Here is a 25,613-nt window from a genome sequence, read left to right on the forward strand (position 1 = left end):
AGACCGCCATCGCGAGCAGGCTCACGCCCACAGGGGTCAGCATGAAGGCTTAGTTCATCTCTGCTTCAACGCGATCCCGTCCCGCCTGCTTCGCCGCATAAACCCCAGAATCCGCCCGCAGCAACAGCGCATCCGCGCCCTCCCCGACTCGCCAACTGGCGATCCCGAAACTCGCGGTCACGACCCCGACGCCTTCGATCGGTGAACTGCGCAAGGCTTGCCACAGTTGCAAGGCCAGCACGTGGGCCTGTTCGCCGCCGATGTCCGGGCACAGCACCATGAATTCTTCGCCACCCAGGCGGCAGAACACGTCGGTACGTCGCAGACGATGGCCGATGCGCTCGCACACGGCCTGCAACACCCGATCACCCACGGCGTGGCCATGCTGGTCATTGATGCGCTTGAAGTGGTCGATGTCGAGCATGATCACCGACAACTCGCCACCCCCGCGCTCGACCCGAGCCATTTCGGTGGTCAGGCGCTCTTGAAAGTAACGGCGGTTGTGAATTCCGGTCAGGGAGTCGGTAATCGACAGCGCCCGCAGTTCTTCTTCCACCCGTTTCAGGTCGGAAATGTCCGAGATATAGCCATGCCAGAGCACGCCGCCGCCCGGCAGTTCCTCCGGGGTCGCCTCGCCGCGAACCCAGCGCAGACCGCGCTGCGGCAGTTGTACCCGGTACTCCTCGCGCCACGGGCTGAGCGTATTCGCCGATGCGCGTATCGAGTCGCGAACGCGGGTTGAGTCCTGGGGATGAATCCGCGTGAAAATCGCTTCGGCGTTGAGCAGCAAAACGTCCGGCTCGAGTTCATAGATCTCGCGAATCCCGTCGCTGGCGTAGATCACACTGAAACGGCCGTCGAATTCCATCTTGAATTGATAAATGCCACCGGGCACATGGGCGCTGAGCTTTTTCAGCAACAGGTCTCGGGCGGCCAGGGCCTCGTGGACACGCTTGCGTTCGGTGATGTCGATGCAGATCGCCAGATGCCCGACCCACAGGCCTTGCTCGTCGAGCACCGGGGTCGCGAGCATGTTCACGGTCAAATGGCTGCCGTCCTGACGGACCAGCGTCCACTCCCGCGCTTCATGACCGCCCTCTTCTCCACCTTCGACCAACATCGCCTGGCAGGTCGGAATTGGCTTGCCATAGCGCGCACTCAATTCCGCCGAGCGTGCGACCAGCTCTCGGGGAAAGTGAAGGTTTTCCAGGGTCATGCGCCCCACCACTTCAGCGCTGGAGTAACCCAGCATTTGCTCGGCCCCGGCGTTGAAGGTGTTGATGACACCTCGCAGGTCAGTGGCGATGATCGCCACTTGCGTCGCAGCATCCAGCACGCCGCGCAACTGGCCGTGAGTGCCGCGCAATTCCTGCTCGCGGGCGTGCAGCTCCTGGGTGCGCTGCTCGACCATTTTCAGTGCGCGCTGGCGTTGGCTGACCAGCACGTAGAGCAACGCACTGAGCAGCACACTGAGCAAGCCACCGAGCACCACCAGGCTGGTCACCGAGGAATGGTTGGCTTTCAGAAAGGCTTCGCTGGGCAGGATATCGACTTGATAATCGTGGTCGGCCATACGCAACAGGCGTGTCGCGGACAATTCACTGGGCGCAGGCGGGTTAGAGGACTCGTAAAGCACTTCATGCTGATCGTCGGTGGACAGATCGAGGATGCGTACCGAGAGATAGTCATAACTGGCCTCCGGCAACCCGTCCGCCAGCAACTGGCGCATGCTGATCACGGCCATGACATATCCGTAGGGTTTCATGTCCGCCGTCGCCGCATCACGCTGACGCTTCACCGGCGCCACCAGCAGCACGCCACGCGCATACGCCGGCTCGATGCCGACCAGATGCATCGGCTGCGAGACGGCCATGCTGCCCAGTTTGTCCGCCCGATCAAGGGTGGCGCGGCGTAACGGCTGGGCAAACAAGTCGTACCCCAGCGGCGAGCCGAGTCGGCTTCGGGTCTGGCTGTAGCGCACCGCCACGTATTCATCCCGCTCGGCAGCCAATTGCAGCTGGCCCTCGGCATTGAGCTCACGCAGAGTGAAGTCGCTCAAACCGTCTTCTTCACGCACCTTGCGCTCGAACGCCGCCCGCTCGGCACGGGTGACCCGCGCCGCGAATGAATACGCCTGCGTGCGGTGCAGCAGCGGTTGGGTGTAACCGTCGAACTCCGCGCGGGAGACTGACTCGGAATTGGCGAAGAACCGGCGCAGGCCGTCGAGGCGCTGCTCCTGATCTTCGAAACGTTCTTCGATGCGGCTGTAACGTTCGCTGGCGAGCAGCTGGAAACGTTGCCGTAATTGATGGTGATACAGATTCAGCGTCGACCAGGCCAGCAATCCAGTGAGAATCCCACCGACGAGCAATACCAGCAGCGCGACCAGCCAGGCCGAGACATCTTCACTGATAAAACCCAGGATCTTGGGGCGCACGGCGTGCAACGACATAAACGCAACTCAAAACGCCAGGTGCGGGAAAGCCCATTGGCCATGCGTTGAGTTATAGCTATTAGCCATCAATTTGACCAGCACAGAAAGAAGCCAAGAGCCTTTAAAATCAAGGCTCTGTGGATCCAATCCCTGCAAGTGTCAACGAGCCGTGATTTTCCAGGCACGGTGGATCTTGCCATTACGGGCGAAATCCGGATCGATGGTCTGGGCGGTGATTTCTTCAACGGCATAACGCGCGCTGAGGTTTTCCTCGAGCGTGAACTTGCGGAAGTTGTTGGAGAAGTACAACACGCCACCCGGCGCCAGGCGCGCCATGGCCAGGTCGATCAACTGCACCTGGTCGCGCTGCACGTCGAAGATCCCTTCCATGCGCTTGGAGTTGGAGAACGTTGGCGGGTCGATGAAGATCAGGTCGTACTCGTCTCGGCAGGCATCGAGCCACGCCATCACGTCACCCTGCTCCAGACGGTTCTTGTCGGAGAAACCGTTCAGTGACAGGTTGCGACGCGCCCAGTCCAGGTAGGTTTTCGACAGGTCGACGCTGGTAGTGCTGCGCGCGCCGCCCTTGGCCGCGTGAACGCTGGCGGTCGCGGTGTAGCAATACAGGTTGAGGAAGCGCTTGCCGGCCGCCTCTTTCTGGATGCGCATACGCATTGGGCGGTGGTCGAGGAACAGTCCGGTGTCGAGGTAGTCGGTGAGGTTGACCAGCAGCTTCACGCCGCCTTCGTTAACCTCGACAAACTTGCCCTGGGCCGCTTGGCGTTCGTATTGCTTGGTGCCGCTCTGACGCTCGCGGCGCTTGACCACCACGCGGCTCTTGTCGATGTTCAGGGCCTGCGGAATCGCCGCCAGGGCATCGAACATGCGCGCCGAGGCTTTTTCCGGGTCGATGGACTTCGGCGCGGCGTATTCCTGGACGTGGACCCAATCGTGATACAGGTCGATGGCCATGGAATATTCCGGCATGTCGGCATCGTAGACGCGGTAGCAATCAATGCCCTCACGCTTGACCCACTTGCCCAACGCCTTGAGGTTCTTTTGCAGGCGGTTGGCGAACATCTGCCCGCCTTCGCTCAAGCGCGGTTGCTCGATCACTACCGGGGCCGGTTTGATCGGGTTTCCGTTCTTGTTGTACTTCTCGTATTTGCCCGGCGCTACGTCGTTGTCGGCGACTTCGACTTCGGCTTGAACTTGTTCACGCTCGACCTGACGCTGTTCCGGGGTGCGACGCTCGCCGGTGACGAACTGGTCCGGCGTGACTTTGATCAGCAGCAATTTGCACGGCAAGGCGCCGTTCCAGAACGAATACTGTTTGTGGCTGCGGATGCCCATGCGCTTGCCCAGGTCCGGCGCGCCGGTGAACACCGCCGCTTCCCAGTTCAGGCAGGCCTGACGCAGACGCTCGCCAAGGTTCTGGTAGAGGTAGAGCAGGCTCGCCTCGTCGCCCAGACGCTCACCATATGGCGGGTTGCAGATCACCAGACCTTTCTGGTTCTGGTCCGGACGTGGCTCGAACGTGCCGACTTCGCCCTGGTAGATCTTGATCCACTCGCTCAGGCCCGCACGTTCGACGTTGTTGCGGCCCGGTTGAATCAGGCGCGGATCGGCTTCGTAACCGCGAATCCACAGCGGTGGCTTGGCCAGGCCGGCGGCGGCGCGTTCGGTGGCTTCTTCGTGGAGCTTTTTCCACAGCGCCGGCACGTGGCCGAGCCAGGCGGTGAAGCCCCACTGTTCGCGACGCAGGTTCGGCGCCATGTCGGCGGCGATCATCGCCGCTTCGACGAGGAACGTACCAACACCGCACATCGGGTCAGCCAGTGCGCCGCCTTCGGCCGCAATGCGTGGCCAGCCGGAACGGATCAGGATCGCGGCCGCGAGGTTTTCCTTCAACGGCGCCGCGCCCTGCTGCAAACGATAACCGCGCTGGTGCAGGCTGTGACCGGAGAGGTCGAGGGAGAGAATCGCTTCGCCACGGTCCAGGCGCAGGTGAATGCGCAGGTCCGGGTTGAGCTTGTCGATGGACGGACGATCGCCCTGCGGAGTGCGCAGTTTGTCGACGATGGCGTCTTTGACTTTCAGGGCGCCGAAGTGCGTATTGTCGATGCCCGAGCCGTGGCCGCTGAACTCGACGGCCAGGGTGCCGTCATTGAGCATGTGGTCTTGCCACTCGATGTCGAGTACGCCGTGGTACAGGTCTTCGGCGTCCTTCATCGGGAAACGCTTGAGCACCAGCAGCACCCGGTTCGCCAGACGCGACCACAGGCACAGGCGATAAGCGGTTTCCATGGTGGCCATGCCGCGCACGGCAGAGGTGTGCTCACGTGCTTCTTCAAGGCCAAGCCCGACGGCTTCCTCGATCAGCAGGCCTTCAAGGCCTTTGGGACAAGTGAGGAAGATTTCGAATTGATCGGACATTGGAATCTCAGAGCCTTTAGCTAAGTGAACCGGCAACGCATTGCCGGCCCGGTTTTCAATCAGGCGCTTTTCTAAAAGAGCGCCCGCGTGGCACGAAGGTGTGCCGTCCCACCTGTGCTGCTCAGGTTAGAAGAGCTTAGATGCACAGGCAGATAAAAAAGTTGATGCAACAAAATGTCATAAGTCGACCCTTCGTCGAATAATCGTCCTGCTTAACAGGAGCCATTCTCACAAAGGATTAACTCCATCATTCTGTGGGGGGCCGATCATACAGGGCTTTGACCAAGAAACACGGGACAAACATCGAGTTACTTATGGCCGTAGCATCTTTATGGTTACGTTCTTATGACAAAACGATCATTCCCTCGATGTGACGCATTGGTTAGAACTCAACACAGGTTGACGCCGCAACGACGTCAACACCTTGGCTCGCGACGCCGGCAGCGAGCCCCAACGGCAGGAGTTTTTTTCTGCCAGACCTCAATTGAGGTCGACGCGATAAATACAGTCAACAAGTGAGGGCAACACCCTATGAGAAGACTTAAGCGTGATCCGTTGGAAAGAGCATTTTTGCGCGGATATCAATATGGCGTTGGTGGCAAATCCCGTGAGCTTTGCCCATTTACTCTACCGTCGGTACGCCAAGCCTGGATTAACGGCTGGCGAGAAGGACGCGGCGACAACTGGGACGGTATGACCGGCACTGCGGGAATCCACAGACTCAACGAACTTCACGCCGTCGGCTAACACAGGGCACAACACTCCGACACGACAATCTGATTACGTAACGACTTACCACGCACGCCCCATCCGGGCGGCGGGCTCCGGCCCAGGGGCTCCTTCGAGGAGCCCTTTTTTATGCCCGCCAATTACCTGGAATCTGAACACTGCTTTTGTGGCGAGGGAGCTTGCTCCCGCTGGGCTGCGAAGCGGCCCCAGAACCAGCCACAACTCGGAGTGTCAGGTAAAACGCGGTTGCGGGGTTTACGACTGCTTCGCAGCCGAGCGGGAGCAAGCTCCCTCGCCACAAAAAACCTCAACGCCAGGACCTGCTCAACCCTTCAGCGCAGCGCCGCGATTGCGTCGACGGACTCGCGAATCAGCGCCGGGCCTTTGTAGATGAAGCCGGAATAGAGCTGCACCAGGCTAGCACCCGCAGTGATTTTCTCAGCCGCATGCTTGCCTTCGGTGATGCCGCCCACGGCGATGATTGGCAAGCGACCCGCCAGTTCCGCCGCCAATACCTTCACGGTGTGGGTGCTCTTGTCGCGAACCGGTGCGCCGGACAGACCGCCCGCCTCATCACCATGCTCCATGCCTTCAACGCCCACACGGCTCAGGGTGGTGTTGGTGGCAATCACTGCGTCCATCCCGGTTTCGATCAGCGCTTGCGCGACCTGAGCGGTTTCTTCATCGGTCATGTCCGGCGCGATCTTGATCGCCAGCGGTACATGTTTGCCGTGGCGCAGGGCCAGTTCCGCGCGACGGGTCGCCAGATCAGCCAGCAATTGCTTGAGCGAATCGCCGAATTGCAGGCTGCGCAGGCCCGGGGTGTTCGGCGAGCTGACGTTGACCGTCACGTAACTGGCGTGGGCGTAGACCTTGTCCAGGCAGATCAGATAATCGTCGACCGCGCGCTCAACCGGCGTATCGAAGTTCTTGCCGATGTTGATGCCCAGCACGCCCTTGTACTTGGCCGCCGCCACGCGTGCCAGCAGGTGATCGACGCCGAGGTTGTTGAACCCCATGCGGTTGATGATCGCCTCGGCCTCCGGCAGACGGAAAATCCGTGGCTTGGGGTTACCCGGCTGCGGACGCGGGGTGATGGTGCCTATTTCGACAAAGCCGAACCCCAGCTGGGCAAATCCGTCGATGGCCGCACCGTTCTTGTCCAGACCCGCCGCCAAACCTACCGGGTTCGGAAACTCCAGGCCCATGACGTTCACCGGCATTTTCGCCGGCGCCTTGCACAGCAGACTGTTGAGGCCCAAACGCCCGCCCGCGCCGATCAGGTCCAGGGACAGATCGTGGGAGGTTTCCGGGGAAAGTTTGAACAACAGCTGACGGGCCAGGGTGTACATGGGCGGTTTTGACTCGAATGGCGGCGAAATGAGGCGGCGATTATAGCCGGGCATCGGTGCCGCAAGCGAGGCGCGCAACAAAATCAGCGGACGATGGCATATGCCTTGCACCCTCACTGACATCAGCACTCATGCCAACGGCGGGATGAGTCGAAAGACAAAGGCGTCGTCACTTGGCCTTGCCCTGGCAAGCAGCCCGGTACGACGCTTTTTTTTGGAAGGTGTTTAACCATGAATGAAACCACAGCGGGCCCACTGGCCTGGGTCAATGGCAGCGATGCCCCGGAAAAGACTGAGATCAACCTCGGCTTCATGGCCCTGAGTGACTGTGCCTCGGTGGTGGTCGCGGCCACGCAGGGTTTCGCGCAGCCTTACGGCCTGACCCTGAACCTCAAGCGCCAGTCGTCCTGGGCCAACCTGCGGGACAAGCTGGTCAGCGGCGAACTCGACGCCGCCCACAGCCTGTACGGCTTGATCTACGCCGTGCACCTGGGCATCGGCGGCGTGGCGCCGACCGACATGGCGGTGCTCATGGGCCTGAACCAGAACGGCCAGAGCATCAACCTTTCTCATGGCTTGCAGGCCTTGGGGGTGACCAGTCCTGAAGCACTGGACCGGCACGTGCACCAAAGTCGCCCAAAACTGACCTTCGCCCAGACATTTCCGACAGGCACCCACGCCATGTGGCTGTATTACTGGCTCGCGAGCCAGGGCATTCATCCGTTGCAGGACGTCGACAGCGTGGTGGTGCCACCACCACAGATGGTCGCGCACCTGCAAGCCGGACGCATCGACGGTTTCTGCGTCGGCGAACCGTGGTCCGCCAGCGCGGTGAAGCAGAATCAGGGGTTCACCATGGCAACGACCCAGACCATCTGGCCTGATCACCCGGAAAAAGTCCTCGGCTGCACTCGCGCCTTTGTCGAGCAGTACCCCAACACCGCCCGGGCATTGGTGATGGCGATCCTCGAAGCCAGCCGCTTCATTGAAGACGGCAGCGAGAACCGCCGTAGCACCGCGAAGCTGTTGAGCGCGCCCGAATACCTTGATGCACCGCTCGATTGCATCGAACCGCGCTTGCTTGGCGACTACGCCGATGGCCTCGGCAATCGCTGGCAGGACCCGCACGCGCTGCGTTTCCATGCGGGCGGTGAGGTCAACGTGCCGTACTTGTCCGATGGTATGTGGTTCATGACCCAGTTCCGCCGCTGGGGCTTGTTGCGCGACGACCCGGATTACCTCGGCGTGGCCCGTGAGGTCCAGCAACTAGACTTGTATCGTGAGGCCGCCAGCGCAGTCGGTGTTGCCGCCGAGGGTGAGGACATGCGCAGCAGCCAATTGATCGACGGCAAAGTCTGGGACGGCTCCGACCCGACCGGCTATGCCCGCAGTTTCAAGCTGCACGCCATGAGCGAAAGCTCGCACCGAATCGCCAGCCGCTGACAGGAGACTGCGAATATGTTGCGTATCCTGCTGATCAACGACACCGCGAAGAAAGTCGGTCGCCTGAAAGCAGCCCTGACCGAAGCCGGGTTCGAGGTGATCGACGAATCCGGCCTGACCATCGACCTGCCCGCGCGCGTCGAAACGGTGCGTCCGGATGTGATTTTGATCGATACCGAGTCACCCAGCCGCGATGTGATGGAGCAAGTGGTGCTCGTGAGCCGCGACCAACCGCGACCGATTGTGATGTTTACCGATGAACATGACCCCGATGTGATGCGCCAGGCAATCAAGTCCGGGGTCAGTGCCTACATCGTCGAAGGCATTCACGCACAACGCTTGCAGCCGATTCTCGACGTGGCCATGGCGCGCTTTGAAAGCGACCAGGCCCTGCGCGCCCAGCTCAACGCCCGCGACCAGCAACTGGCCGAGCGCAAGCGCATCGAGCTGGCCAAGGGGCTGTTGATGAAGATGAAGGACTGCAACGAGGAAGAGGCTTACACCCTCATGCGCCGCCAGGCCATGAGCCGGCAGCAGAAACTGATTCAGGTGGCGGAGCAGATTATTGCCATGAGTGAATTGCTCGGCTGACCTCTTACCCTTTGTGGCGAGGGAGCTTGCTCCCGCTGGGCTGCGAAGCGGCCCCAAAAAACCCGCCAGCCTAACCGATTTTGTGAGTGCTGCGCACTCAAGCGGGAGCAAGCTCCCTCGCCACAAAAATCTCCTCAACCCACATTCCCGAGGGTTGGCACAGATCTGGCTAAGTAATCCATACAGGTAACCAACGGCGGTTGCCCCACCTACGACAAAGACGTCGCTCACCTCATTTGCCCACGGCGAATCGGGTGGCGGCGTTTTTTCGTTTTGGCCCCAGAGATCGGGGCCGGTGGTGCGGCCGAGGCGGCGCCCCACCTGCAAGCTTCTGACTCCTTCTCGAGACTCCCTACAGCTGAGGTGCGCGATGAATTCAAGCTTCTGGAAATCTGGCCATACCCCGACATTGTTCGCGGCCTTCCTCTATTTCGACCTGAGTTTCATGGTCTGGTACCTGCTAGGCCCACTGGCGGTGCAGATCGCTACCGACCTGCAACTGACCACCCAGCAACGCGGGCTGGTGGTGGCCACGCCGATTCTGGCCGGGGCCATACTGCGCTTTTTGATGGGCTTGCTGGCTGATCGCCTGTCGCCCAAGACCGCTGGCCTGATCGGCCAGGTGATCGTCATCTGCGCCCTGTTCGTTGCCTGGAAACACGGCATCCACAGTTACGAACAAGCGCTGCTATTAGGCTTGTTTCTCGGTGTGGCCGGCGCATCCTTCGCCGTCGCCCTGCCGCTGGCCTCGCAATGGTATCCGCCGCAACACCAAGGCAAGGCCATGGGCATCGCCGGTGCCGGCAACTCGGGCACCGTGCTTGCCGCATTGATCGCCCCGGTGCTGGCGGCCGCCTTCGGTTGGAGCAACGTGTTCGGTTTCGCCCTGATCCCGCTGATCCTGACCATCATCGTGTTCGCCTGGCTGGCCAAAAACGCCCCTGAACGGCCGAAAGCCAAGTCCATGTCCGACTACTTCAAGGCCTTGGGCGACCGCGACAGTTGGTGGTTCATGTTTTTCTACAGCGTGACCTTCGGTGGCTTCATCGGCCTGGCCAGCGCCCTGCCCGGCTATTTCAACGACCAATACGGCCTGAGCCCGGTCACCGCCGGCTACTACACCGCAGCCTGCGTGTTCGGTGGCAGCCTGATGCGCCCATTAGGCGGCGCGCTGGCCGACCGATTCGGCGGGATTCGCACGTTGCTGGGGATGTACACCGTTGCAGCGATCTGCATCGCGGCGGTGGGTTTCAACCTGCCGAGTTCCTATGCAGCGCTGGCACTTTTCGTCTGCACCATGCTCGGTTTGGGTGCGGGTAACGGCGCGGTCTTCCAATTGGTCCCGCAACGTTTTCGTCGGGAAATCGGTGTAATGACCGGCCTGATCGGCATGGCCGGCGGCATCGGCGGTTTCGCACTGGCGGCGGGCATGGGCGCGATCAAGCAAAGCACTGGCAGTTATCAAATGGCCCTGTGGTTGTTCGCCAGCCTTGGCGTGCTCGCCTGGTTCGGCCTGCACGGGGTGAAACGTCGCTGGAGAACCACCTGGGGTTCGGCCGCTGTGACCGCTGCCCGGGTCTGAGACCGCAATGAGCCTGCAATTGAGTTTTGCCGAAGCGAGCGCCATCGGCCCTCGCGAGGAAAATCAGGACGCCCTGCGCCTGGTCACTCCGGCCCCGGCGCTGGCGGCAAGCAAGGGTTACCTGTTCGCCATCGCCGACGGGGTCAGCCAGTGCGCCGACGGCGGTCTCGCTGCCCGTTCGACCTTGCAGGCCCTGGCGCTGGACTATTACGCCACCCCGGAAACCTGGGGTGTCGCGCAAGCACTGGATCGCCTGCTGCTGGCGCAAAATCGCTGGTTGCAGGCCAATGGCGGTGGGCAACCATTGCTCACCACTGTCAGTGCTTTGGTCATGCGCGGCAGGCGTTTTACCTTGGCCCATGTCGGCGATTGCCGGGTGTATCGCTGGCACGCCGACACCTTGCAACGGGTCAGCGAAGATCACGTCTGGGACCAGCCGGGCATGCAGCATGTGCTCAAGCGAGCGCTGGGGCTCGATCAGCATCTGGTCCTGGATTTTCTTGACGGTGAACTTCGCCTCGATGAGAGCTTTGTGCTGCTCAGCGACGGCATCTGGGCGGTGCTGGGCGACACCGCCATTGCGGCGATTCTGCGCGACCAACCGGACCTGCACAGCGCGGCGCAAACCCTGGTCAGCGCAGCGCACCTGGCGGGCAGTCAGGACAATGCCAGCGCCCTGTTGGTCCGAGTCGATGCCCTCGGTGAGACGAGCATTGGCGATGCGCTGATTCATCTGCAGCAATGGCCACTGCCACCCGCACTGAAACCGGGCCAGATGTTCGAGGGCTGGCAGGTCGAAGGGATGCTCGGCCAGAGCCAGCAGTCGCTGCTCTATCGGGTTCGCGACAGCCAACAACACCCCTGGCTGCTGAAAACCTTGCCCGGCGCACTGCGCGACGATCACCTCGCCGGGCAGGCTTTGCTGTCGGAGGAATGGTTTCTCAAGCGCGTGGCCGGACGGCATTTCCCTGAAGTTCATGCCGCCAGTCAGCGTCAGCATTTGTATTACGTGATGCGCGAGTATTCCGGCTCCACTCTGGCGCAGTTGCACGAACGGGTTGCCGCGCTGCCGCTGGCGCAATGGCAGGATCTGGCCGAACGTCTGCTCAAGGCCGTCGGCATGCTGCATCGCCGGCAGATTCTTCATCGCGACATCAAACCGGAGAACCTGTTGCTGGGCGACGACGGTGAATTGCGCTTGCTGGATTTCGGCCTCGCCTACTGCCCCGGTCTGTCAGAAGATCAACCCACGACCTTGCCCGGCACGCCGAGCTATATCGCGCCGGAAGCCTTTGCCGGTGAGGCACCGACACCGCAACAGGATCTGTACGCAGTCGGTGTCACCCTGTATTTGCTGCTGACCGGGCATTATCCCTACGGCGAAATCGAAGCCTTCCAGCGTCCACGCTTTGGCGTGCCCGTCAGCCCCAGCCGTTACCGCCCCGACCTGCCGGACTGGATCGCGCAAAGCCTGGAGCGCGCGGTCGCGGCGGATCCGGGTCAACGGTTTGAAACGGCGGAAGAATGGTTGCTGTTGCTGGAGCAGGGAGAGCGACGCAGTTTGAGTGTGCGGCCCAGACCGCTGCTGGAGCGCGAGCCGTTGAAGGTCTGGCGGACACTGGCGCTGGTGATGTTGGTGGTGAATCTGGTGCTGCTGGTTTTGCTGTTTCATGGCTGATTCCGCGTCGCGCCCATCGCGAGCAGGCTCGCTCCCACAGGGGATCTCCAGCGTCCGGGAGACCATTGTGGGAGCGAGCCTGCTCGCGATGGCGGACTGACAGCCCCGCCAGCCCCATCAGCAACTCGCTCCATTAATGGGCAACGCGCTTTGATTCGGTGCAATAAATCGGACGCTTTGACTCAAAACTGTTATTTCCCGCTCTAAACCCGGGTTCTGACGACTTGGCACAACCACTGCATTACCTCTCCCAACAGACATAAAGCCCAGCCTTCAACGATGAAGGGTGTGCTTCCCGAGAGAACGGGACCAGGACAAAGGCGTCCTCGCTAGGCAACTAGCGGGACGCCTTTTTTTGTTTGCGCAAAATATGTCGAGCAAGACCTGACAGCCCTGATGAGGCGGGTCCGAGCTCCCCGGAGAACCTGATGAAAAAACTAAAACTGGTGATGATCGGCAACGGCATGGCCGGGGTTCGTACCCTGGAAGAACTGCTCAAGTTGAGCAACGAGCTGTACGACATCACGGTCTTCGGCGCCGAACCCCATACCAACTACAACCGCATCCTGCTGTCACCGGTACTGGCCGGTGAACAGACCTTCGACGAGATCGTACTGAACGATCTCGACTGGTACCTGGACAACAACATCAAGTTGCTGCTCAACCGCAAAGTAGTGGAGATCGACCGGATCAAACGCCGCGTGATCGCCGACGACGGCACCGAAGCGGAATACGATCGCCTGCTGATCGCGACCGGCTCGACCCCGTTCATCCTGCCGATCCCCGGCAACGCTTTGCAGGGTGTGATCGGCTATCGCGACATCGCCGACACCCAGGCCATGATCAACACCGCGAAAACCCACAAGCACGCCGTGGTGATCGGTGGCGGTCTGCTCGGCCTGGAAGCTGCAAACGGTCTGATGCTGCGCGGCATGCACGTCACCGTGGTGCACATCGGTGAGTGGCTGCTGGAGCGGCAGCTGGACAAAACCAGTGGCCAACTCCTGCAAACCGCCCTGGAAGCCCGCGGCCTGCATTTTCGTCTGAGCGAACAGACCCAGGCCCTGCACGATGCCGGCAACGGCCGGGTCGGCTCGGTTGAATTCAAGAATGGCGACATCATCCCCGCCGACCTGGTGGTCATGGCCGCCGGCATCCGCCCAAGCACCGAACTGGCGGAAAAATCCGGCATCCCCTGCCATCGCGGGATTCTGGTCAATGACACCCTGCAAACCTATGACCCACGGATCTACGCCATCGGCGAATGCGCCAGCCACCGCGGAACCGCCTACGGCCTGGTCGCGCCGCTGTTCGAGCAAGCCAAGGTCTGCGCCAACCACCTCGCGCAACTGGGCTTCGCCACCTACAAAGGCTCGGTGACCTCGACCAAATTGAAAGTCACAGGCATCGACCTGTTCTCCGCCGGCGACTTCATGGGCGGCGAAGGTACCGAAACCATCACCCTCTCCGACCCGATCGGTGGGGTCTACAAAAAACTGGTGATCAAGGATGACGTGCTGGTCGGCGCCTGTCTGTACGGCGACACGGCCGATGGCGGGTGGTATTTCCGGCAGATTCGTGAAAATCACGACATCGACGAGATCCGCGATCACCTGATGTTCGGCGACGCTTCGTTCATGGAACAGGCCATCGGCGACGCAGGACACTCAGGCAGGGAAGCAAGCTGATGAACCAGATTACCGCTTCCACCTGCTGCTACTGTGGGGTCGGCTGCGGCGTGCTGATCGAGCATGACGGCGAGCGCATTCTCGGCGTCAGCGGCGATCCGAGCCACCCGGCGAACTTCGGCAAGCTGTGCAGCAAGGGTTCGACCTTGCACCTGACGGGCGACTTGACCGCGCGAGCGTTGTACCCCGAACTGCGCCTGGGCAAAGGCCTGGCCCGCAGCCGCACCGACTGGGACACCGCCCTCGACCACGCGGCCAATGTCTTTGCCCGAACCATCGCCGAACACGGCCCGGACAGCGTGGCGTTCTACATTTCCGGGCAGTTGCTGACCGAGGACTATTACGCCTTCAACAAACTGGCGCGAGCGCTGGTGGGCACCAATAACATCGACAGCAATTCGCGGCTGTGCATGTCATCCGCAGTGGTCGGCTACAAGCGCAGCCTCGGGGCCGATGCGCCGCCATGCAGCTACGAAGACCTGGAACTGAGCGACTGCGTGATGATCGTCGGCAGCAACATGGCCTACGCCCACCCGGTACTGTTTCGTCGCCTGGAAGAAGCCCGGTCCCGCCGCCCGCAGATGAAAGTCATCGTCATTGACCCCCGTCGTACCGACACCTGCGATTTGGCCGACCTGCACCTGGCGATTCTTCCCGGGACCGATGTCGCCTTGTTCCATGGGATTTTGCACCTGCTGCTGTGCGAAGACTGGGTCGACCGCGATTTCATCCAGGCTCATACCGAAGGTTTGGCCGAACTGACCAATCTTGTACGCGATTACACGCCGTCAATGGTGTCGCAGCTGTGTGGGATCGAGGTCGAGCAATTACAGGAATGCGCCAGATGGGTCGGCACCTCCACGAGTTTTCTGTCGCTGTGGTGCATGGGATTGAACCAGTCCACCGCCGGTAGCGCCAAAAACAGCGCACTGATCAATCTGCACCTGGCCACCGGGCAAATCGGCCGTCCCGGCGCAGGACCGTTCTCCCTGACCGGTCAGCCAAATGCCATGGGTGGACGGGAAACCGGCAGCCTGTCGAACCTGCTGCCGGGCCATCGCGAAGCGGCCAATGCCGAGCATCGCGCGGAAGTGGCGGCCTATTGGGGCGTTGATCAACTTCCGGAAAATGCCGGGCTTACCGCGATCGAGTTGTTTGAACAGGTTCGCAGCGGAAAAATCAAAGCCCTGTGGATCGCCTGCACCAACCCGGCCCAATCGTTGCCGGACCAGACCGCCGTGCGCGCTGCCCTGGAGGCCTGCCCGTTCGTGGTGTTGCAGGAAGCCTTTCGCACCACCGAAACCGCCGCGTTCGCCGACCTGCTGTTGCCTGCCGCCAGTTGGGGCGAAAAGGACGGTACGGTGACCAACTCCGAACGGCGCATTTCCCACGTTCGCCGGGCCATCGTCGCACCGGGTGAAGCGCGTTCCGACTGGGCGATCACGGTGGATTTCGCACAACGCCTGGAAAAACAGCTGCGCCCCGGGCAAAACAGCCTGTTTGCCTTTGAAACGCCGGCGCAGGTCTTCGACGAATACAAACACCTGACCCGCGGGCGTGATCTGGACTTGTCCGGCATCAGCCATGAGCTGATCGACCGCCTCGGCCCACAGCAATGGCCCTTCCCCACTGGCGCCAGCGAAGGCACTGCACGCCTGTATCTCGACGGTATTTTCCCGACCGCCAGCGGACGTGCTCAGTTTGTGGCCGATCCGTATCGCACGGCCAGGGAACAACGCGACGCACACTTCCCCCTGACGCTGATCACCGGTCGCTTGCGCGATCAATGGCACGGCATGAGCCGCACCGGCACCGCCGCGCAGCTGTTCGGGCATGTCAGCGAGGCCGTGTTGAGCCTGCATCCGGATGAAATGCGTCGGCATCGTCTGCAACCCGGCGATCTGATCAGCCTGAAAAGTCGGCGCGGTGCGGTAATCGTGCCGGTCGCCAGCGACGACAGCGTGCAGCCTGGCCAGGCCTTTCTGCCCATGCATTTTGGTGACCGTTTCCTCAAGGGCGGCGTGAACACCCTCACCCTGCCCGCTTTTGATCCGCTGTCAAAACAACCGGAACTCAAACACAGCGGCGTGCGACTTGAGCCGGTGCAGTTGCCGTGGCAGCTGTTCGCCCTGGTCGAAGGCAATGTTCAACAACATTTTGAGACGCTACGACCGCTCTGCGAGGCGTTTTCCTACGCCAGCCTCAGCCTGGTCGGCCGTGAACGCCCTGCGCTGCTGATACGCGCTGCCAGCGCCACCGCGCCTGATCCGCAACTGCTGCGTGACATCGATCAGTGCCTGGCGCTCAACGACGGTCCCGTACTGGCCTACGACGACCCACGACGCTCCATCGGCAAACGCGTGCGGATCGAGAACGGTCGGATTACCGCGATTCGCCTGGCCGGCGAAACACTCACCCAACACTGGCTGCAAAACCTCTGGCTTGAGGGACGCGTCGACGAACAACTGCGGCGTTGGCTGCTGGCTCCGCTGAGCGCGCAGCCGGGTAACGCGGGTACGGCGGCAGCGGGCACCAAAACCCTTTGCAACTGCAAGAACGTCAGTCAACGCGCGGTCTGCGCCGGCATCAGCCGTGGCCTGGACTTGCAGGGCCTGAAACAAGAATTGGGCTGCGGCACGCAATGCGGCTCCTGTGTACCTGAAATCAAGCGTCTGCTGGCTGCCGCTGCGCAGCCGATCGCCGTTATCGCGTGAGGAAAATACGATGAGCGCAAAAGTCTGGCTGGTGGGTGCAGGTCCCGGCGACCCTGAATTGCTGACCCTCAAAGCTGTTCGGGCATTGAGAGAAGCAGATGTGGTGCTGATCGACGATCTGGTCAATGACGCGGTGCTGGAGCATTGCCCCGGCGCGCGGATCATTCCTGTGGGCAAACGCGGCGGCTGTCGTTCCACGCCTCAAGCCTTCATTCATCGCCTGATGCTGCGTTATGCCCGCCACGGCAAATGCGTGGTACGGCTCAAGGGCGGCGATCCGTGCATCTTCGGTCGCGGCGGTGAAGAGGCACAGTGGTTGCGCGAGCACGGCGTTGAAGTCGAACTGGTCAACGGCATCACTGCCGGGCTGGCGGGTGCGACGCAATGCGATATTCCGCTGACCCTCAGAGGCGTTGCCCGCGGTGTGACGCTGGTCACCGCCCACACTCAGGACGGCAGCAGCCTGAACTGGCAGGCCCTGGCCCAGGGCGGCACGACGCTGGTGATTTATATGGGCGTGGCGAAGCTGAGCGAGATCCGCGAGCAGCTGCTGGCCGGGGGGATGGCGGCGGATATGCCGGTGGCGATGATTGAAAACGCGTCCCTGGCGCACCAACGGGAATGTCGGAGCAATTTGACGGCCATGGAACAGGATGCCTCAGCATTCGAATTGAAAAGCCCGGCGATCCTGGTCATTGGCGCGGTAGCAGCCCGCTCTGCGCTTTACTGTGGGAACGAGTCTGCTCGCGAAGCGGATTTGTGTGTCGACATCAATGCTGGATATCAACGCGCCTGACGGCTCGCCCCTCACCAAATCGCAGACAAAGAAAAGCCCGGCCTAAGCCGGGCTTTTCTCAGAGCTGCGGGCTAATTACTTAGCTTGAGCTTCAACCTGCGCTTCTACGCGACGGTTTACAGCGCGGCCAGCTTCAGTTTTGTTGTCAGCAACTGGGCGGGATTCGCCGTAGCCAACAGACTGAACGCGGGACGATTCAACACCGTACTGGTTGGTCAGAACTTGCTTAACGGCGTTTGCACGACGCTCGGACAGTTTCTGGTTGTAAGCGTCAGGACCGACGGAGTCAGTGTGACCTTCAACAGTGGTGCTGGTGGATGGGTACTGTTTCATGAAATCAGCGAGGTTTTTGATGTCGCCGTAGCTGTTAGGCTTGACTACCGACTTGTCGAAGTCGAATTTCACGTCCAGTTCAACACGAACAACTTCAGCAACTGCTGGGCAGCCATCAGCGTCAACAGTTACGTTGGCTGGGGTGTCCGGGCACTTGTCAACGTTGTCGCAAACGCCATCGTTGTCGCTGTCGGAGCAGACTTCAGCTGGTGCTGGAACTGGAGCAGCAGCAGGCTTGGAGCCGCCACCGAAGTTCACACCGATACCGACGCTTGGAGCCCACTCGGTGTCGCCTTGGTCGATGTTGTACTGAGCTTCAACGCCAGCACGGGCATAGAAGTTGTCAGTGAAGTACAGCTTGGCACCGCCGCCAACGTTGGCGAAGGTCGAACGGTTGCGGCCGTTGCTGCCATTCTGGTCGATGCTCTGGTCCGAGAAACCGGCAGAGACGTAAGGACGCAGCATGTCACCTGGGTTGTTGAAGTGGTACAGAGCGTCCAGAGCGGTGTTAGCGCCCTTGATGTTCTTGCCGTCGTCGGAACGAACGTTGTGCACTTCGTCGTAGCCCAGACGCAGTTCAACGTCGTCGGTCAAGAAGTAACCGATCGAGCCGCCGAACAGGTTGCCGTTGTTCTTGAAGTTACGAGCGCTGTCGAATTGTTCTTTCTTAGCGAAGCCTTCGATTTCAACTGCGCCTTGGCCTTGTGCCAGAGCGCCGAACGAAGTGGCGGCAATCAAAGAACCAATGGCCAAGCCCAAGGTGTTTTTCAGTTTCATCCGTTAAATCCCCATCTGGTGATTGTGAAGCAGTCCCGCAAACCGGGGGACAACTCGGCGGCAAGTCTATCAGAACTTGCCTACACGTAAGAGATATTTGCGCCGAACTAAGTTTCAGCAATACCTGCAAATTTCTCACGCAATTTGTCTAGAGCGCGTTTGTACCGCATTTTTGTTGCACTCAAACCCATGTGCATGATGTCTGCGATCTCCTGAAACTCCAGCTCTGCGACAAATCGTAGCACCAGAATTTCACGGTCAATCGGGTTCACATACACCAGCCAGCGATCAAGTCCACCCTTATCCTCGGGTTTCGGCGTCTTTTCTTCAGACGCTTCCTCGAGGGGGTCCAGACTCAAAGCGTCCATCAAGCGACGCTTTCGCCGTTCCTTCCGATACTGTGTGATGCATTCGTTGTACGTGATGCTGTAGAGCCACGTTTTGAACTTCGATTTTCCCTCGAAGTTCTTCAGGCCATACAACACCTTCAACATCACTTCCTGACAGACATCGTCCGCGTCGCGATCGTTCCCCAGATATCGTGCACAGACGTTAAATAATGTTCGTTGGTAACGCCGCATCAGTTCTTCATAGGCGCGTGTTACGTGAAACAGCTCGGTATGCGAGCGCGCGACCAACTCCTCATCAGAGAGCTCGCGGGGGTCGTAGCGCGTGGAGAGCGATTGAGCTTTATTCAAAACAAGTCGGGCCGACAGTCAGGTCAATGTCCGCCGCAGCCCTTACAGGGCACTTTGCGGCGGCATACATTAGCAGGGTTTGCCGGGTTAGCGGCTACTCACATGCTGCTCCAGGAGGATCCGATTGGAGAGAGAGACTAGCTCACCCTCATCGGTCAGCAATGTGGTTTTAACCGTGCCGATCTCTTCGATCTGACCTTCGACCTCGCCAACACGCACTTGTTGCCCAACCTGATACAACTCACGCACATAGATTCCCGCAAGAATCTGACCGGCAATTTCCCGGCTTCCCAACCCCATGGCCAGCGCAACTGCCAGACCAACGGTAATCAAAACGATCACAATCACGTGGTTGAGCAGGTCAGTCTTGACCTCCAACTGGCTGATGGCGACCGAAATACTGATGATGATTACCAGCCCCTGGGCAATTCGCCCCAGGCCCGCAGCGTAATCCAGCCCTACGCCCTCTGCGGCACCACGCACCAGCCCATTGGCCAGTTGCGCCAGCAACACACCCACCAGCAGCACCAGCGCGGCGCCAAATACTTTCGGCAAATACAGCGCAAGCATGTCAAGCGTAGCCGAAACTCGCTCAAGTCCAAGAGACTCTGCGGCAGAAACCAGAAAAATCAGCAGAACGAACCAATAGACAATCTTTCCGATCAGGGTCGAGATCGGCACTTGCAAGCCGGCCCGGGACAGCAATTTAGTCAGACCGGTGCCGCCCATCAGGCGATCAAGGCCCAGCTTGGCGAGCAACTTCGACAGCAAAGTATCCAAAAGTTTCGCAACGACGAAACCCAACAGCAGCACAACCAGCGCGCCGAACAGGTTCGGGATGAAATTGGCCACCTTGGTCCATAACGCAGTCATTGCAGTGACGAGGCTCTGTGTCCAGAGATCAAGTTCCATATTCAATCAGCCTTATCAGCGGTGCGAACGGTAGGTTTACGGTGGCGGGATACCGGCGAGACGTGGGCCGAGCCGTTATTGAGGGCAATCATCAGCGCGGGCAACCAGCGGCCCAGCAGGCTGAACAGATCGCCAGCGCCGACCTGGCGGTTGGCGGTTTTCAGGACACGCCCAAGGCACGCATCGTCGTCACGGGTGGACGGCGAGGCGTTCAGCATGTCGCGCAAAGACTGTTCAAACGGATCGTGCATACGCACCTCTCGTGATGTCTGTGAAAGACGCGGTCAAATTTGCCCGGGTCACATGGCTCATCGTCACACCCAGCGCAAACGTCTAAATAACCACCACTGTCCGAGCGCTACCGAAACCATCATCAGGCACGCGATCAGGAACCCATAAGGGCTGGCGGAGAATGGAATTCCACCGACGTTGATGCCCAGAAGACCGGTCAGAAAACTCATCGGCAAAAAGATCCCGGTGATGATCCCGAAGCGGTACATCGTGCGATTCATGCGCACGCTCAAACGTCGGTCTTCAGCCTCGAGGACCAGCCCCACCCGCTCCCGGGTCAATTCCAACTCCTCAAGATATCGGGTCAGGCTGTTGTTCAATTCGTTCCAGTAATCGCCATCGTCTTCGACGAACCAGGGCAGTTTTATCCGCGTCAGCTGTCCGAAAATTTCCCGCTGCGGAGCAAGGAAACGTTTCAGTGCAGCAGCCCGTCGACGGATCTGCAAAATGGCGCCGTGCTCGGGTGTATACCGTTCGTCGGCATCCAGCTTTTCTTCTTCCTCATCGACCACTTCCGAGAGGCAACTGACCAGATCCTGCACCTTGTGGGTGAGGTACTGAGCCATATAAAGGATGAGTTCGGAGGCGGTTTTCGGCCCTTTGCCTTCGGCCAGCGTCACCAGCAACTCATCAGTGGCGCGCAATGGACGCAGGCGAAGGGAAATCACACGCTGGGCTGAGGCGAAGATACGCACCGAGACCATGTCTTCCGGTTCTGCGCCCGGGTTCAGGTTGACCCCGCGCAGAAACAGCAGGAGTTCGGAGTCCGGCAGCGGCAGAAGGCGCGGACGGGTGTTCTCTTCGAGCAGCAGGTCACAGCTGAATTCACTCAGACCGCTGGATTTGCGCAGCCAGGTCTGGGTTTGCGGGTGACTGCGATCCCAGTGCAGCCACAGGCTTTCATGGGCCTGTAGCTGCAAATCATCGAGTTCAGTCCGGGCTATCGAACGCGCACCGCCTTTACCATCCAGCACCAGGGCATGCACCAGCCCCCACTGCGCGTTTTCTTCCTCGAACATCCTCACCCCTTTGTTGATCTTGCGCTTTATTCAGGCATCTTCAGCGGGCTTGGCGAGATGATCACGCCGTTGTTGTCCGCGTAGATGTAATGGCCTGGATGGAAGGTCACGCCCGCAAAGGTCACCGCCACGTTGAGATCGCCGATACCACGCTTGTCGGTCTTCATGGGATGGCTCGCCAGCGCCTGAACCCCCAGGTCGGTTTGCGCAATGACGTCGACGTCACGGATGCAACCATAGATCACCAGCCCTTCCCAGCCGTTGTTCGCGGCTTTCTCGGCGATCATGTCGCCCAGCAGGGCACGACGCAGGGAACCGCCACCGTCGACCACCAGCACCTTGCCATTGCCCTTGAGCTCGGCTTGTTCCTTGACCAGCGAGTTGTCTTCGAAGCACTTGATGGTCACGATTTCGCCGCCGAAAGAATCACGGCCGCCGAAATTGCTAAACATCGGTTCCAGCACCTGCACCAGCTCCGGGTAGGCGTCGCACAGGTCAGGCGTGAGGTAATGGTTCATCGAGAAACTCCTGTAGAGAGGAAGACAATCGAGTGTGTCGCAAAGTGACCGGAACAGCTCTATGCGTCATATCTTAGCCTCAAGCCGAACAGAGCGAAATGCCCTTGTTAGAGCATCAGGCTCAGATTGCCGTGGCCAAATCCGGCTTTTCTCCCAGTAAAGGCGTTTGCTGATCAGCCAGCCAGCGCGCTACCAACGGCCAGACTTCAGTTTGGGCGGCTTTGCTGACGAGCATTTCCACGTGACCGAAATTATCGCCAAAGCCCTGCTCGCGGCCAAGGTTGATGAATTGCTTGTGTTCGGAACCCATTTGATCGAACAACTTGCGGCACGCCCATGCCGGATCCTGGTGATCGCCAGCGGCACTCACGGCCAGCACCGGTATTTGAACGTCGGCCAATCCCGCCCACCAGTCCTTCTGCGCATCGCCGAAGCGCCCGAACAGGCCATACCAGCGCATGCTTTCCAGGGCCAGGCCAATCGGCTCGTCTTCCGGGCCACGCTTGAGCCGCGAACCGGACAGTTGGGCGAAACGCTTGAGAATGAAGCGCCCGCTCCACTCCACCGGTGGAATTTTCAACGGCCAGTAGGTGCGACTGACCTGCGTGCCGAAGAACGCCGCCGACGCCACGACAGGCTCGCCGATGTATTCCCCACCCAGTGCCGCCGCCAATGTGATGCCGCCCAGCGAGTGACCGATCCAGTGCGGGACCTGACCGCTCTGCTCGCGCACGAACGCGCCAATGGCCGGCAGATCGTAACGGGCGTAGTCGGCAACACGGTTCTTGCGGTAGTTCTGATTACGCTGGGACAGGCCGTGACCGCGCATTTCGGGAATCCAGACATCGAATCCCAGGCGCGTCAGGTAGGCGCCCAGCCCAAGTCCTTTCGGCGAGAACCAGAACCGGCGATTGGAAAAGCTGCCGTGCAACAAAATCACCGGCACGCCACGCACGGACGATTCATCAGCCATGCCAAGACGCGTCACAGCCAGTTCGACGGTGCCGTCAGGGCTGTTGCCAGGTTTCAAACGATAGACATCTTCGCTCAGATCGCCGCGACGCTCGGCGCTGATCAGGGCGACAGGAAATAGGTTGCTGCTGCTTTGCATAATGCTCTTGCACAAAAAAGGGCGGCTTCCAGAGGAGCCCGCCCTACTTGAATCTTAAAGCCCCAGCCACTAAAGCGGCCGGGGCTTCACTCACACCATCAAGCCGAAGCCTGACCTTCAGCCAGGAAGAACCAGGTTTCCAGCACGGAATCGGGGTTCAGCGAAACGCTTTCGATGCCCTGCTCCATCAGCCACTTGGCCAGATCAGGGTGGTCCGAAGGGCCCTGACCGCAAATGCCGATGTACTTGCCAGCCTTGTTGCAGGCCTGAATCGCGTTGGACAGCAGCTTCTTGACCGCCGGATTACGCTCGTCGAACAGGTGCGCGATGATCCCGGAGTCACGGTCCAGGCCCAGGGTCAGCTGGGTCAGGTCGTTGGAGCCGATGGAGAAGCCGTCGAAGAACTCGAGGAACTCTTCAGCGAGGATGGCGTTGGACGGCAGCTCGCACATCATGATGATGCGCAGACCATTTTCGCCACGCTTCAGACCGTTCTCCGCCAACAGATCGATGACCTGGCTGGCTTCGCCGAGGGTACGGACGAAGGGCACCATGATTTCGACGTTGGTCAGGCCCATCTCGTTGCGCACGCGCTTGAGGGCACGGCATTCGAGTTCGAAGCAGTCGCGGAACGATTCGCTTATGTAACGCGAGGCGCCACGGAAACCCAGCATCGGGTTTTCTTCTTCCGGCTCGTAGAGCTTGCCGCCGATCAGGTTGGCGTATTCGTTGGACTTGAAGTCCGACAGACGCACGATGACCTTTTTCGGCGTGAACGCAGCGGCCAGGGTGCTGATGCCTTCAACCAGCTTCTCGACATAGAAACCGACCGGATCGTCGTAACCGGCAATGCGCTTGTCGACGCTGTCCTTGATGTCCTGCGGCAGCCCGGCGTAGTTCAGCAGCGCCTTGGGGTGCACGCCGATCATGCGGTTGATGATGAATTCCAGACGGGCCAGGCCCACACCGGCGTTCGGCAGTTGCGCGAAGTCGAATGCACGGTCCGGGTTACCGACGTTCATCATGATCTTGAACGGCAGATCAGGCATGGCATCGACGGAGTTTTTCTTGATGTCGAAGCCCAGTTCGCCTTCGAAGATGTAACCGGTGTCGCCTTCAGCGCAGGAAACAGTCACGCCCTGGCCGTCTTGCAACAGCTGGGTGGCGTTGCCGCAACCGACCACGGCCGGGATGCCCAGCTCGCGAGCGATGATCGCCGCGTGGCAAGTACGGCCGCCACGATTGGTGACGATGGCGCTGGCGCGCTTCATGACCGGTTCCCAGTCCGGGTCGGTCATGTCGGACACCAGAACGTCGCCTGGCTGGACCTTGTCCATCTCGGACACGTCCTTGATGATGCGGACCTTGCCGGCGCCGATGCGCTGGCCGATGGCGCGACCTTCAACCAGCACGGTGCCGGTTTCTTTCAACAGGTAACGCTCCATGACGTTGGCCTGGGTGCGGCTCTTCACGGTTTCAGGACGGGCCTGAACGATGTAGAGCTTGCCGTCGTCGCCGTCTTTGGCCCATTCGATGTCCATCGGGCACTTGTAGTGCTTCTCGATGATCATGGCTTGCTTGGCCAGTTCGCTGACTTCGGCGTCGGTCAGGCAGAAACGGGCGCGATCGGCCTTGTCCACGTCGATGGTCTTGACCGACTTGCCGGCCGTGGCGACTTCGCCGTAGATCATCTTGATGGCCTTGCTGCCCAGGTTGCGACGCAGGATGGCCGGACGACCGGCGGCCAGCGTGCCTTTGTGGACATAGAACTCATCCGGGTTCACCGCGCCTTGTACGACGGTTTCACCCAGGCCGTAGGCGCCGGTGATGAACACCACGTCACGGAAGCCCGATTCGGTATCGAGGGTGAACATCACGCCGGCGGTGCCGGTTTCGGAGCGGACCATGCGCTGCACGCCAGCCGACAGGGCAACCAGCTTGTGGTCGAAGCCCTGGTGGACGCGGTAGGAAATCGCGCGGTCGTTGAACAGGGAGGCGAACACCTCTTTGGCGGCGCGAATAACGTTTTCGACACCACGGATGTTCAGGAAGGTTTCCTGCTGACCGGCGAAGGAAGCGTCCGGCAGGTCTTCGGCGGTAGCGGAAGAACGCACGGCCACGGCCATGTCAGGGTTGCCGGCCGACAGCGTGGCGAACGCAGTGCGGATCTCGGCGTTGAGTTTCTCGGGGAATTCGGCTTCCATGATCCATTGACGGATCTGGGCGCCAGTCTTGGCCAGGGCGTTGACATCGTCGACGTCCAGGGCGTCGAGGGCGGCGTGGATCTGATCGTTCAGGCCGCTCAGTTCCAGAAAATCACGATAAGCCTGAGCTGTCGTGGCGAAGCCACCGGGCACCGATACACCGGCACCTGCGAGGTTACTGATCATCTCGCCCAGGGATGCGTTCTTGCCCCCTACGTGCTCTACATCATGGACGCCGAGCTTATCGAGGGAAACTACGTACTCTACCAAGGTGATCTCTCCACTAACTGTGTTGGAAAAGCTCAGA

At 60.4% G+C, this 25,613-nt stretch carries 18 protein-coding genes and 1 pseudogene; 8 read left to right on the forward strand and 11 right to left on the reverse strand.

What is annotated here, in order from left to right; translation table 11 throughout:
• Window positions 1-49 precede the first annotated feature (49 nt).
• A complete protein-coding gene (locus tag RHP74_RS21160; protein WP_311096241.1) occupies window positions 50-2,452 on the reverse strand; it encodes a diguanylate cyclase in 2,403 nt (800 codons plus the stop codon).
• Between the two features lie 141 nt (window positions 2,453-2,593).
• Window positions 2,594-4,870: a bifunctional 23S rRNA (guanine(2069)-N(7))-methyltransferase RlmK/23S rRNA (guanine(2445)-N(2))-methyltransferase RlmL gene (gene rlmKL, locus RHP74_RS21165; RefSeq protein ID WP_010456487.1), complete on the reverse strand. Its 2,277-nt coding sequence runs from the start codon at window positions 4,868-4,870 to the stop codon at window positions 2,594-2,596.
• A 531-nt stretch (window positions 4,871-5,401) separates the two neighbouring features.
• Between rlmKL and rmf the strand changes: the two genes are divergently transcribed.
• Window positions 5,402-5,617, forward strand: coding sequence for a ribosome modulation factor (gene rmf / locus RHP74_RS21170; protein ID WP_003223300.1), 216 nt, complete (start codon window positions 5,402-5,404; stop codon window positions 5,615-5,617).
• 314 nt (window positions 5,618-5,931) lie between these two features.
• Here the strand turns inward: rmf and RHP74_RS21175 are convergent, their stop codons facing one another.
• Window positions 5,932-6,951, reverse strand: coding sequence for a quinone-dependent dihydroorotate dehydrogenase (locus RHP74_RS21175; RefSeq protein ID WP_145305908.1), 1,020 nt, complete (start codon window positions 6,949-6,951; stop codon window positions 5,932-5,934).
• Window positions 6,952-7,182: 231 nt separating this feature from the next.
• Here RHP74_RS21175 and RHP74_RS21180 point away from each other — a divergent pair, with 231 nt between their 5' ends.
• The 7 genes and pseudogenes from RHP74_RS21180 to cobA all read left to right on the forward strand — a co-directional run bounded on the left by RHP74_RS21180 (window position 7,183) and on the right by cobA (window position 17,443).
• Window positions 7,183-8,394, forward strand: coding sequence for a CmpA/NrtA family ABC transporter substrate-binding protein (locus RHP74_RS21180; protein WP_311096245.1), 1,212 nt, complete (start codon window positions 7,183-7,185; stop codon window positions 8,392-8,394).
• A gap of 15 nt (window positions 8,395-8,409) precedes the next feature.
• The gene (locus tag RHP74_RS21185; protein ID WP_008146285.1) at window positions 8,410-8,985 is read left to right on the forward strand and encodes an ANTAR domain-containing response regulator; all 576 of its coding nucleotides are present in this window, start codon (window positions 8,410-8,412) and stop codon (window positions 8,983-8,985) included.
• 370 nt (window positions 8,986-9,355) lie between these two features.
• A complete protein-coding gene (locus RHP74_RS21190) occupies window positions 9,356-10,567 on the forward strand; it encodes a NarK/NasA family nitrate transporter (protein WP_077748200.1) in 1,212 nt (403 codons plus the stop codon).
• A gap of 7 nt (window positions 10,568-10,574) precedes the next feature.
• Window positions 10,575-12,245: a bifunctional protein-serine/threonine kinase/phosphatase gene (locus RHP74_RS21195; RefSeq protein WP_102594098.1), complete on the forward strand. Its 1,671-nt coding sequence runs from the start codon at window positions 10,575-10,577 to the stop codon at window positions 12,243-12,245.
• A gap of 428 nt (window positions 12,246-12,673) precedes the next feature.
• Window positions 12,674-13,930, forward strand: a pseudogene (locus tag RHP74_RS21200) (NAD(P)/FAD-dependent oxidoreductase); the annotation flags it as partial.
• The gene (locus RHP74_RS21205; protein ID WP_311100531.1) at window positions 13,930-16,647 is read left to right on the forward strand and encodes a molybdopterin-dependent oxidoreductase; all 2,718 of its coding nucleotides are present in this window, start codon (window positions 13,930-13,932) and stop codon (window positions 16,645-16,647) included. The pseudogene RHP74_RS21200 and the gene RHP74_RS21205, both read left to right, overlap by 1 nt.
• A gap of 10 nt (window positions 16,648-16,657) precedes the next feature.
• Complete coding sequence (gene cobA / locus RHP74_RS21210) at window positions 16,658-17,443, forward strand: uroporphyrinogen-III C-methyltransferase (RefSeq protein ID WP_311096246.1); 786 nt, start codon at window positions 16,658-16,660, stop codon at window positions 17,441-17,443.
• A gap of 75 nt (window positions 17,444-17,518) precedes the next feature.
• Here cobA and RHP74_RS21215 read toward each other — a convergent pair whose 3' ends face one another.
• The 8 genes from RHP74_RS21215 to ppsA form a co-directional block, all read right to left on the reverse strand.
• Window positions 17,519-18,553: an OmpA family protein gene (locus RHP74_RS21215; protein WP_145305900.1), complete on the reverse strand. Its 1,035-nt coding sequence runs from the start codon at window positions 18,551-18,553 to the stop codon at window positions 17,519-17,521.
• 107 nt (window positions 18,554-18,660) lie between these two features.
• A complete protein-coding gene (gene sigX / locus RHP74_RS21220; protein WP_010456518.1) occupies window positions 18,661-19,251 on the reverse strand; it encodes an RNA polymerase sigma factor SigX in 591 nt (196 codons plus the stop codon).
• 87 nt (window positions 19,252-19,338) lie between these two features.
• Window positions 19,339-20,163 carry a mechanosensitive ion channel family protein gene (locus RHP74_RS21225; RefSeq protein ID WP_008027407.1) on the reverse strand — a complete coding sequence of 275 codons (825 nt, stop codon included), beginning with the start codon at window positions 20,161-20,163 and terminating at the stop codon, window positions 19,339-19,341.
• A gap of 2 nt (window positions 20,164-20,165) precedes the next feature.
• Window positions 20,166-20,414, reverse strand: coding sequence for a hypothetical protein (locus tag RHP74_RS21230; protein ID WP_007944521.1), 249 nt, complete (start codon window positions 20,412-20,414; stop codon window positions 20,166-20,168).
• Window positions 20,415-20,477: 63 nt separating this feature from the next.
• Window positions 20,478-21,473, reverse strand: a complete 996-nt coding sequence (locus tag RHP74_RS21235) for a zinc transporter ZntB (protein ID WP_083376059.1) — start codon at window positions 21,471-21,473, stop codon at window positions 20,478-20,480.
• 26 nt (window positions 21,474-21,499) lie between these two features.
• Window positions 21,500-21,991 (reverse strand): ribonuclease E activity regulator RraA, encoded by a 492-nt coding sequence (gene rraA / locus RHP74_RS21240; protein ID WP_010456528.1) that lies wholly within the window; start codon window positions 21,989-21,991, stop codon window positions 21,500-21,502.
• A gap of 121 nt (window positions 21,992-22,112) precedes the next feature.
• Window positions 22,113-23,102, reverse strand: a complete 990-nt coding sequence (locus RHP74_RS21245; protein ID WP_304817376.1) for an alpha/beta fold hydrolase — start codon at window positions 23,100-23,102, stop codon at window positions 22,113-22,115.
• Between the two features lie 98 nt (window positions 23,103-23,200).
• A complete protein-coding gene (gene ppsA, locus RHP74_RS21250; RefSeq protein ID WP_311096247.1) occupies window positions 23,201-25,576 on the reverse strand; it encodes a phosphoenolpyruvate synthase in 2,376 nt (791 codons plus the stop codon).
• Window positions 25,577-25,613: the final 37 nt, after the last annotated feature.

Source organism: Pseudomonas sp. SG20052, assembly GCF_031766055.1.
In the GTDB taxonomy this organism is placed as follows: domain Bacteria; phylum Pseudomonadota; class Gammaproteobacteria; order Pseudomonadales; family Pseudomonadaceae; genus Aquipseudomonas; species Aquipseudomonas mandelii.

Excerpts from the sequence above, each read along its gene's own strand:
- RHP74_RS21160 (WP_311096241.1), bottom strand. The coding sequence starts at position 2,452 with ATGTCGTTGCACGCCGTGCGCCCCAAGATCCTGGGTTTTATCAGTGAA.
- rlmKL (WP_010456487.1), bottom strand. The coding sequence starts at position 4,870 with ATGTCCGATCAATTCGAAATCTTCCTCACTTGTCCCAAAGGCCTTGAA.
- rmf (WP_003223300.1), top strand. The coding sequence starts at position 5,402 with ATGAGAAGACTTAAGCGTGATCCGTTGGAAAGAGCATTTTTGCGCGGA.
- RHP74_RS21175 (WP_145305908.1), bottom strand. The coding sequence starts at position 6,951 with ATGTACACCCTGGCCCGTCAGCTGTTGTTCAAACTTTCCCCGGAAACC.
- RHP74_RS21180 (WP_311096245.1), top strand. The coding sequence starts at position 7,183 with ATGAATGAAACCACAGCGGGCCCACTGGCCTGGGTCAATGGCAGCGAT.
- RHP74_RS21185 (WP_008146285.1), top strand. The coding sequence starts at position 8,410 with ATGTTGCGTATCCTGCTGATCAACGACACCGCGAAGAAAGTCGGTCGC.
- RHP74_RS21190 (WP_077748200.1), top strand. The coding sequence starts at position 9,356 with ATGAATTCAAGCTTCTGGAAATCTGGCCATACCCCGACATTGTTCGCG.
- RHP74_RS21195 (WP_102594098.1), top strand. The coding sequence starts at position 10,575 with ATGAGCCTGCAATTGAGTTTTGCCGAAGCGAGCGCCATCGGCCCTCGC.
- cobA (WP_311096246.1), top strand. The coding sequence starts at position 16,658 with ATGAGCGCAAAAGTCTGGCTGGTGGGTGCAGGTCCCGGCGACCCTGAA.
- RHP74_RS21215 (WP_145305900.1), bottom strand. The coding sequence starts at position 18,553 with ATGAAACTGAAAAACACCTTGGGCTTGGCCATTGGTTCTTTGATTGCC.
- RHP74_RS21225 (WP_008027407.1), bottom strand. The coding sequence starts at position 20,163 with ATGGAACTTGATCTCTGGACACAGAGCCTCGTCACTGCAATGACTGCG.
- RHP74_RS21230 (WP_007944521.1), bottom strand. The coding sequence starts at position 20,414 with ATGCACGATCCGTTTGAACAGTCTTTGCGCGACATGCTGAACGCCTCG.
- RHP74_RS21235 (WP_083376059.1), bottom strand. The coding sequence starts at position 21,473 with ATGTTCGAGGAAGAAAACGCGCAGTGGGGGCTGGTGCATGCCCTGGTG.
- rraA (WP_010456528.1), bottom strand. The coding sequence starts at position 21,991 with ATGAACCATTACCTCACGCCTGACCTGTGCGACGCCTACCCGGAGCTG.
- RHP74_RS21245 (WP_304817376.1), bottom strand. The coding sequence starts at position 23,102 with ATGCAAAGCAGCAGCAACCTATTTCCTGTCGCCCTGATCAGCGCCGAG.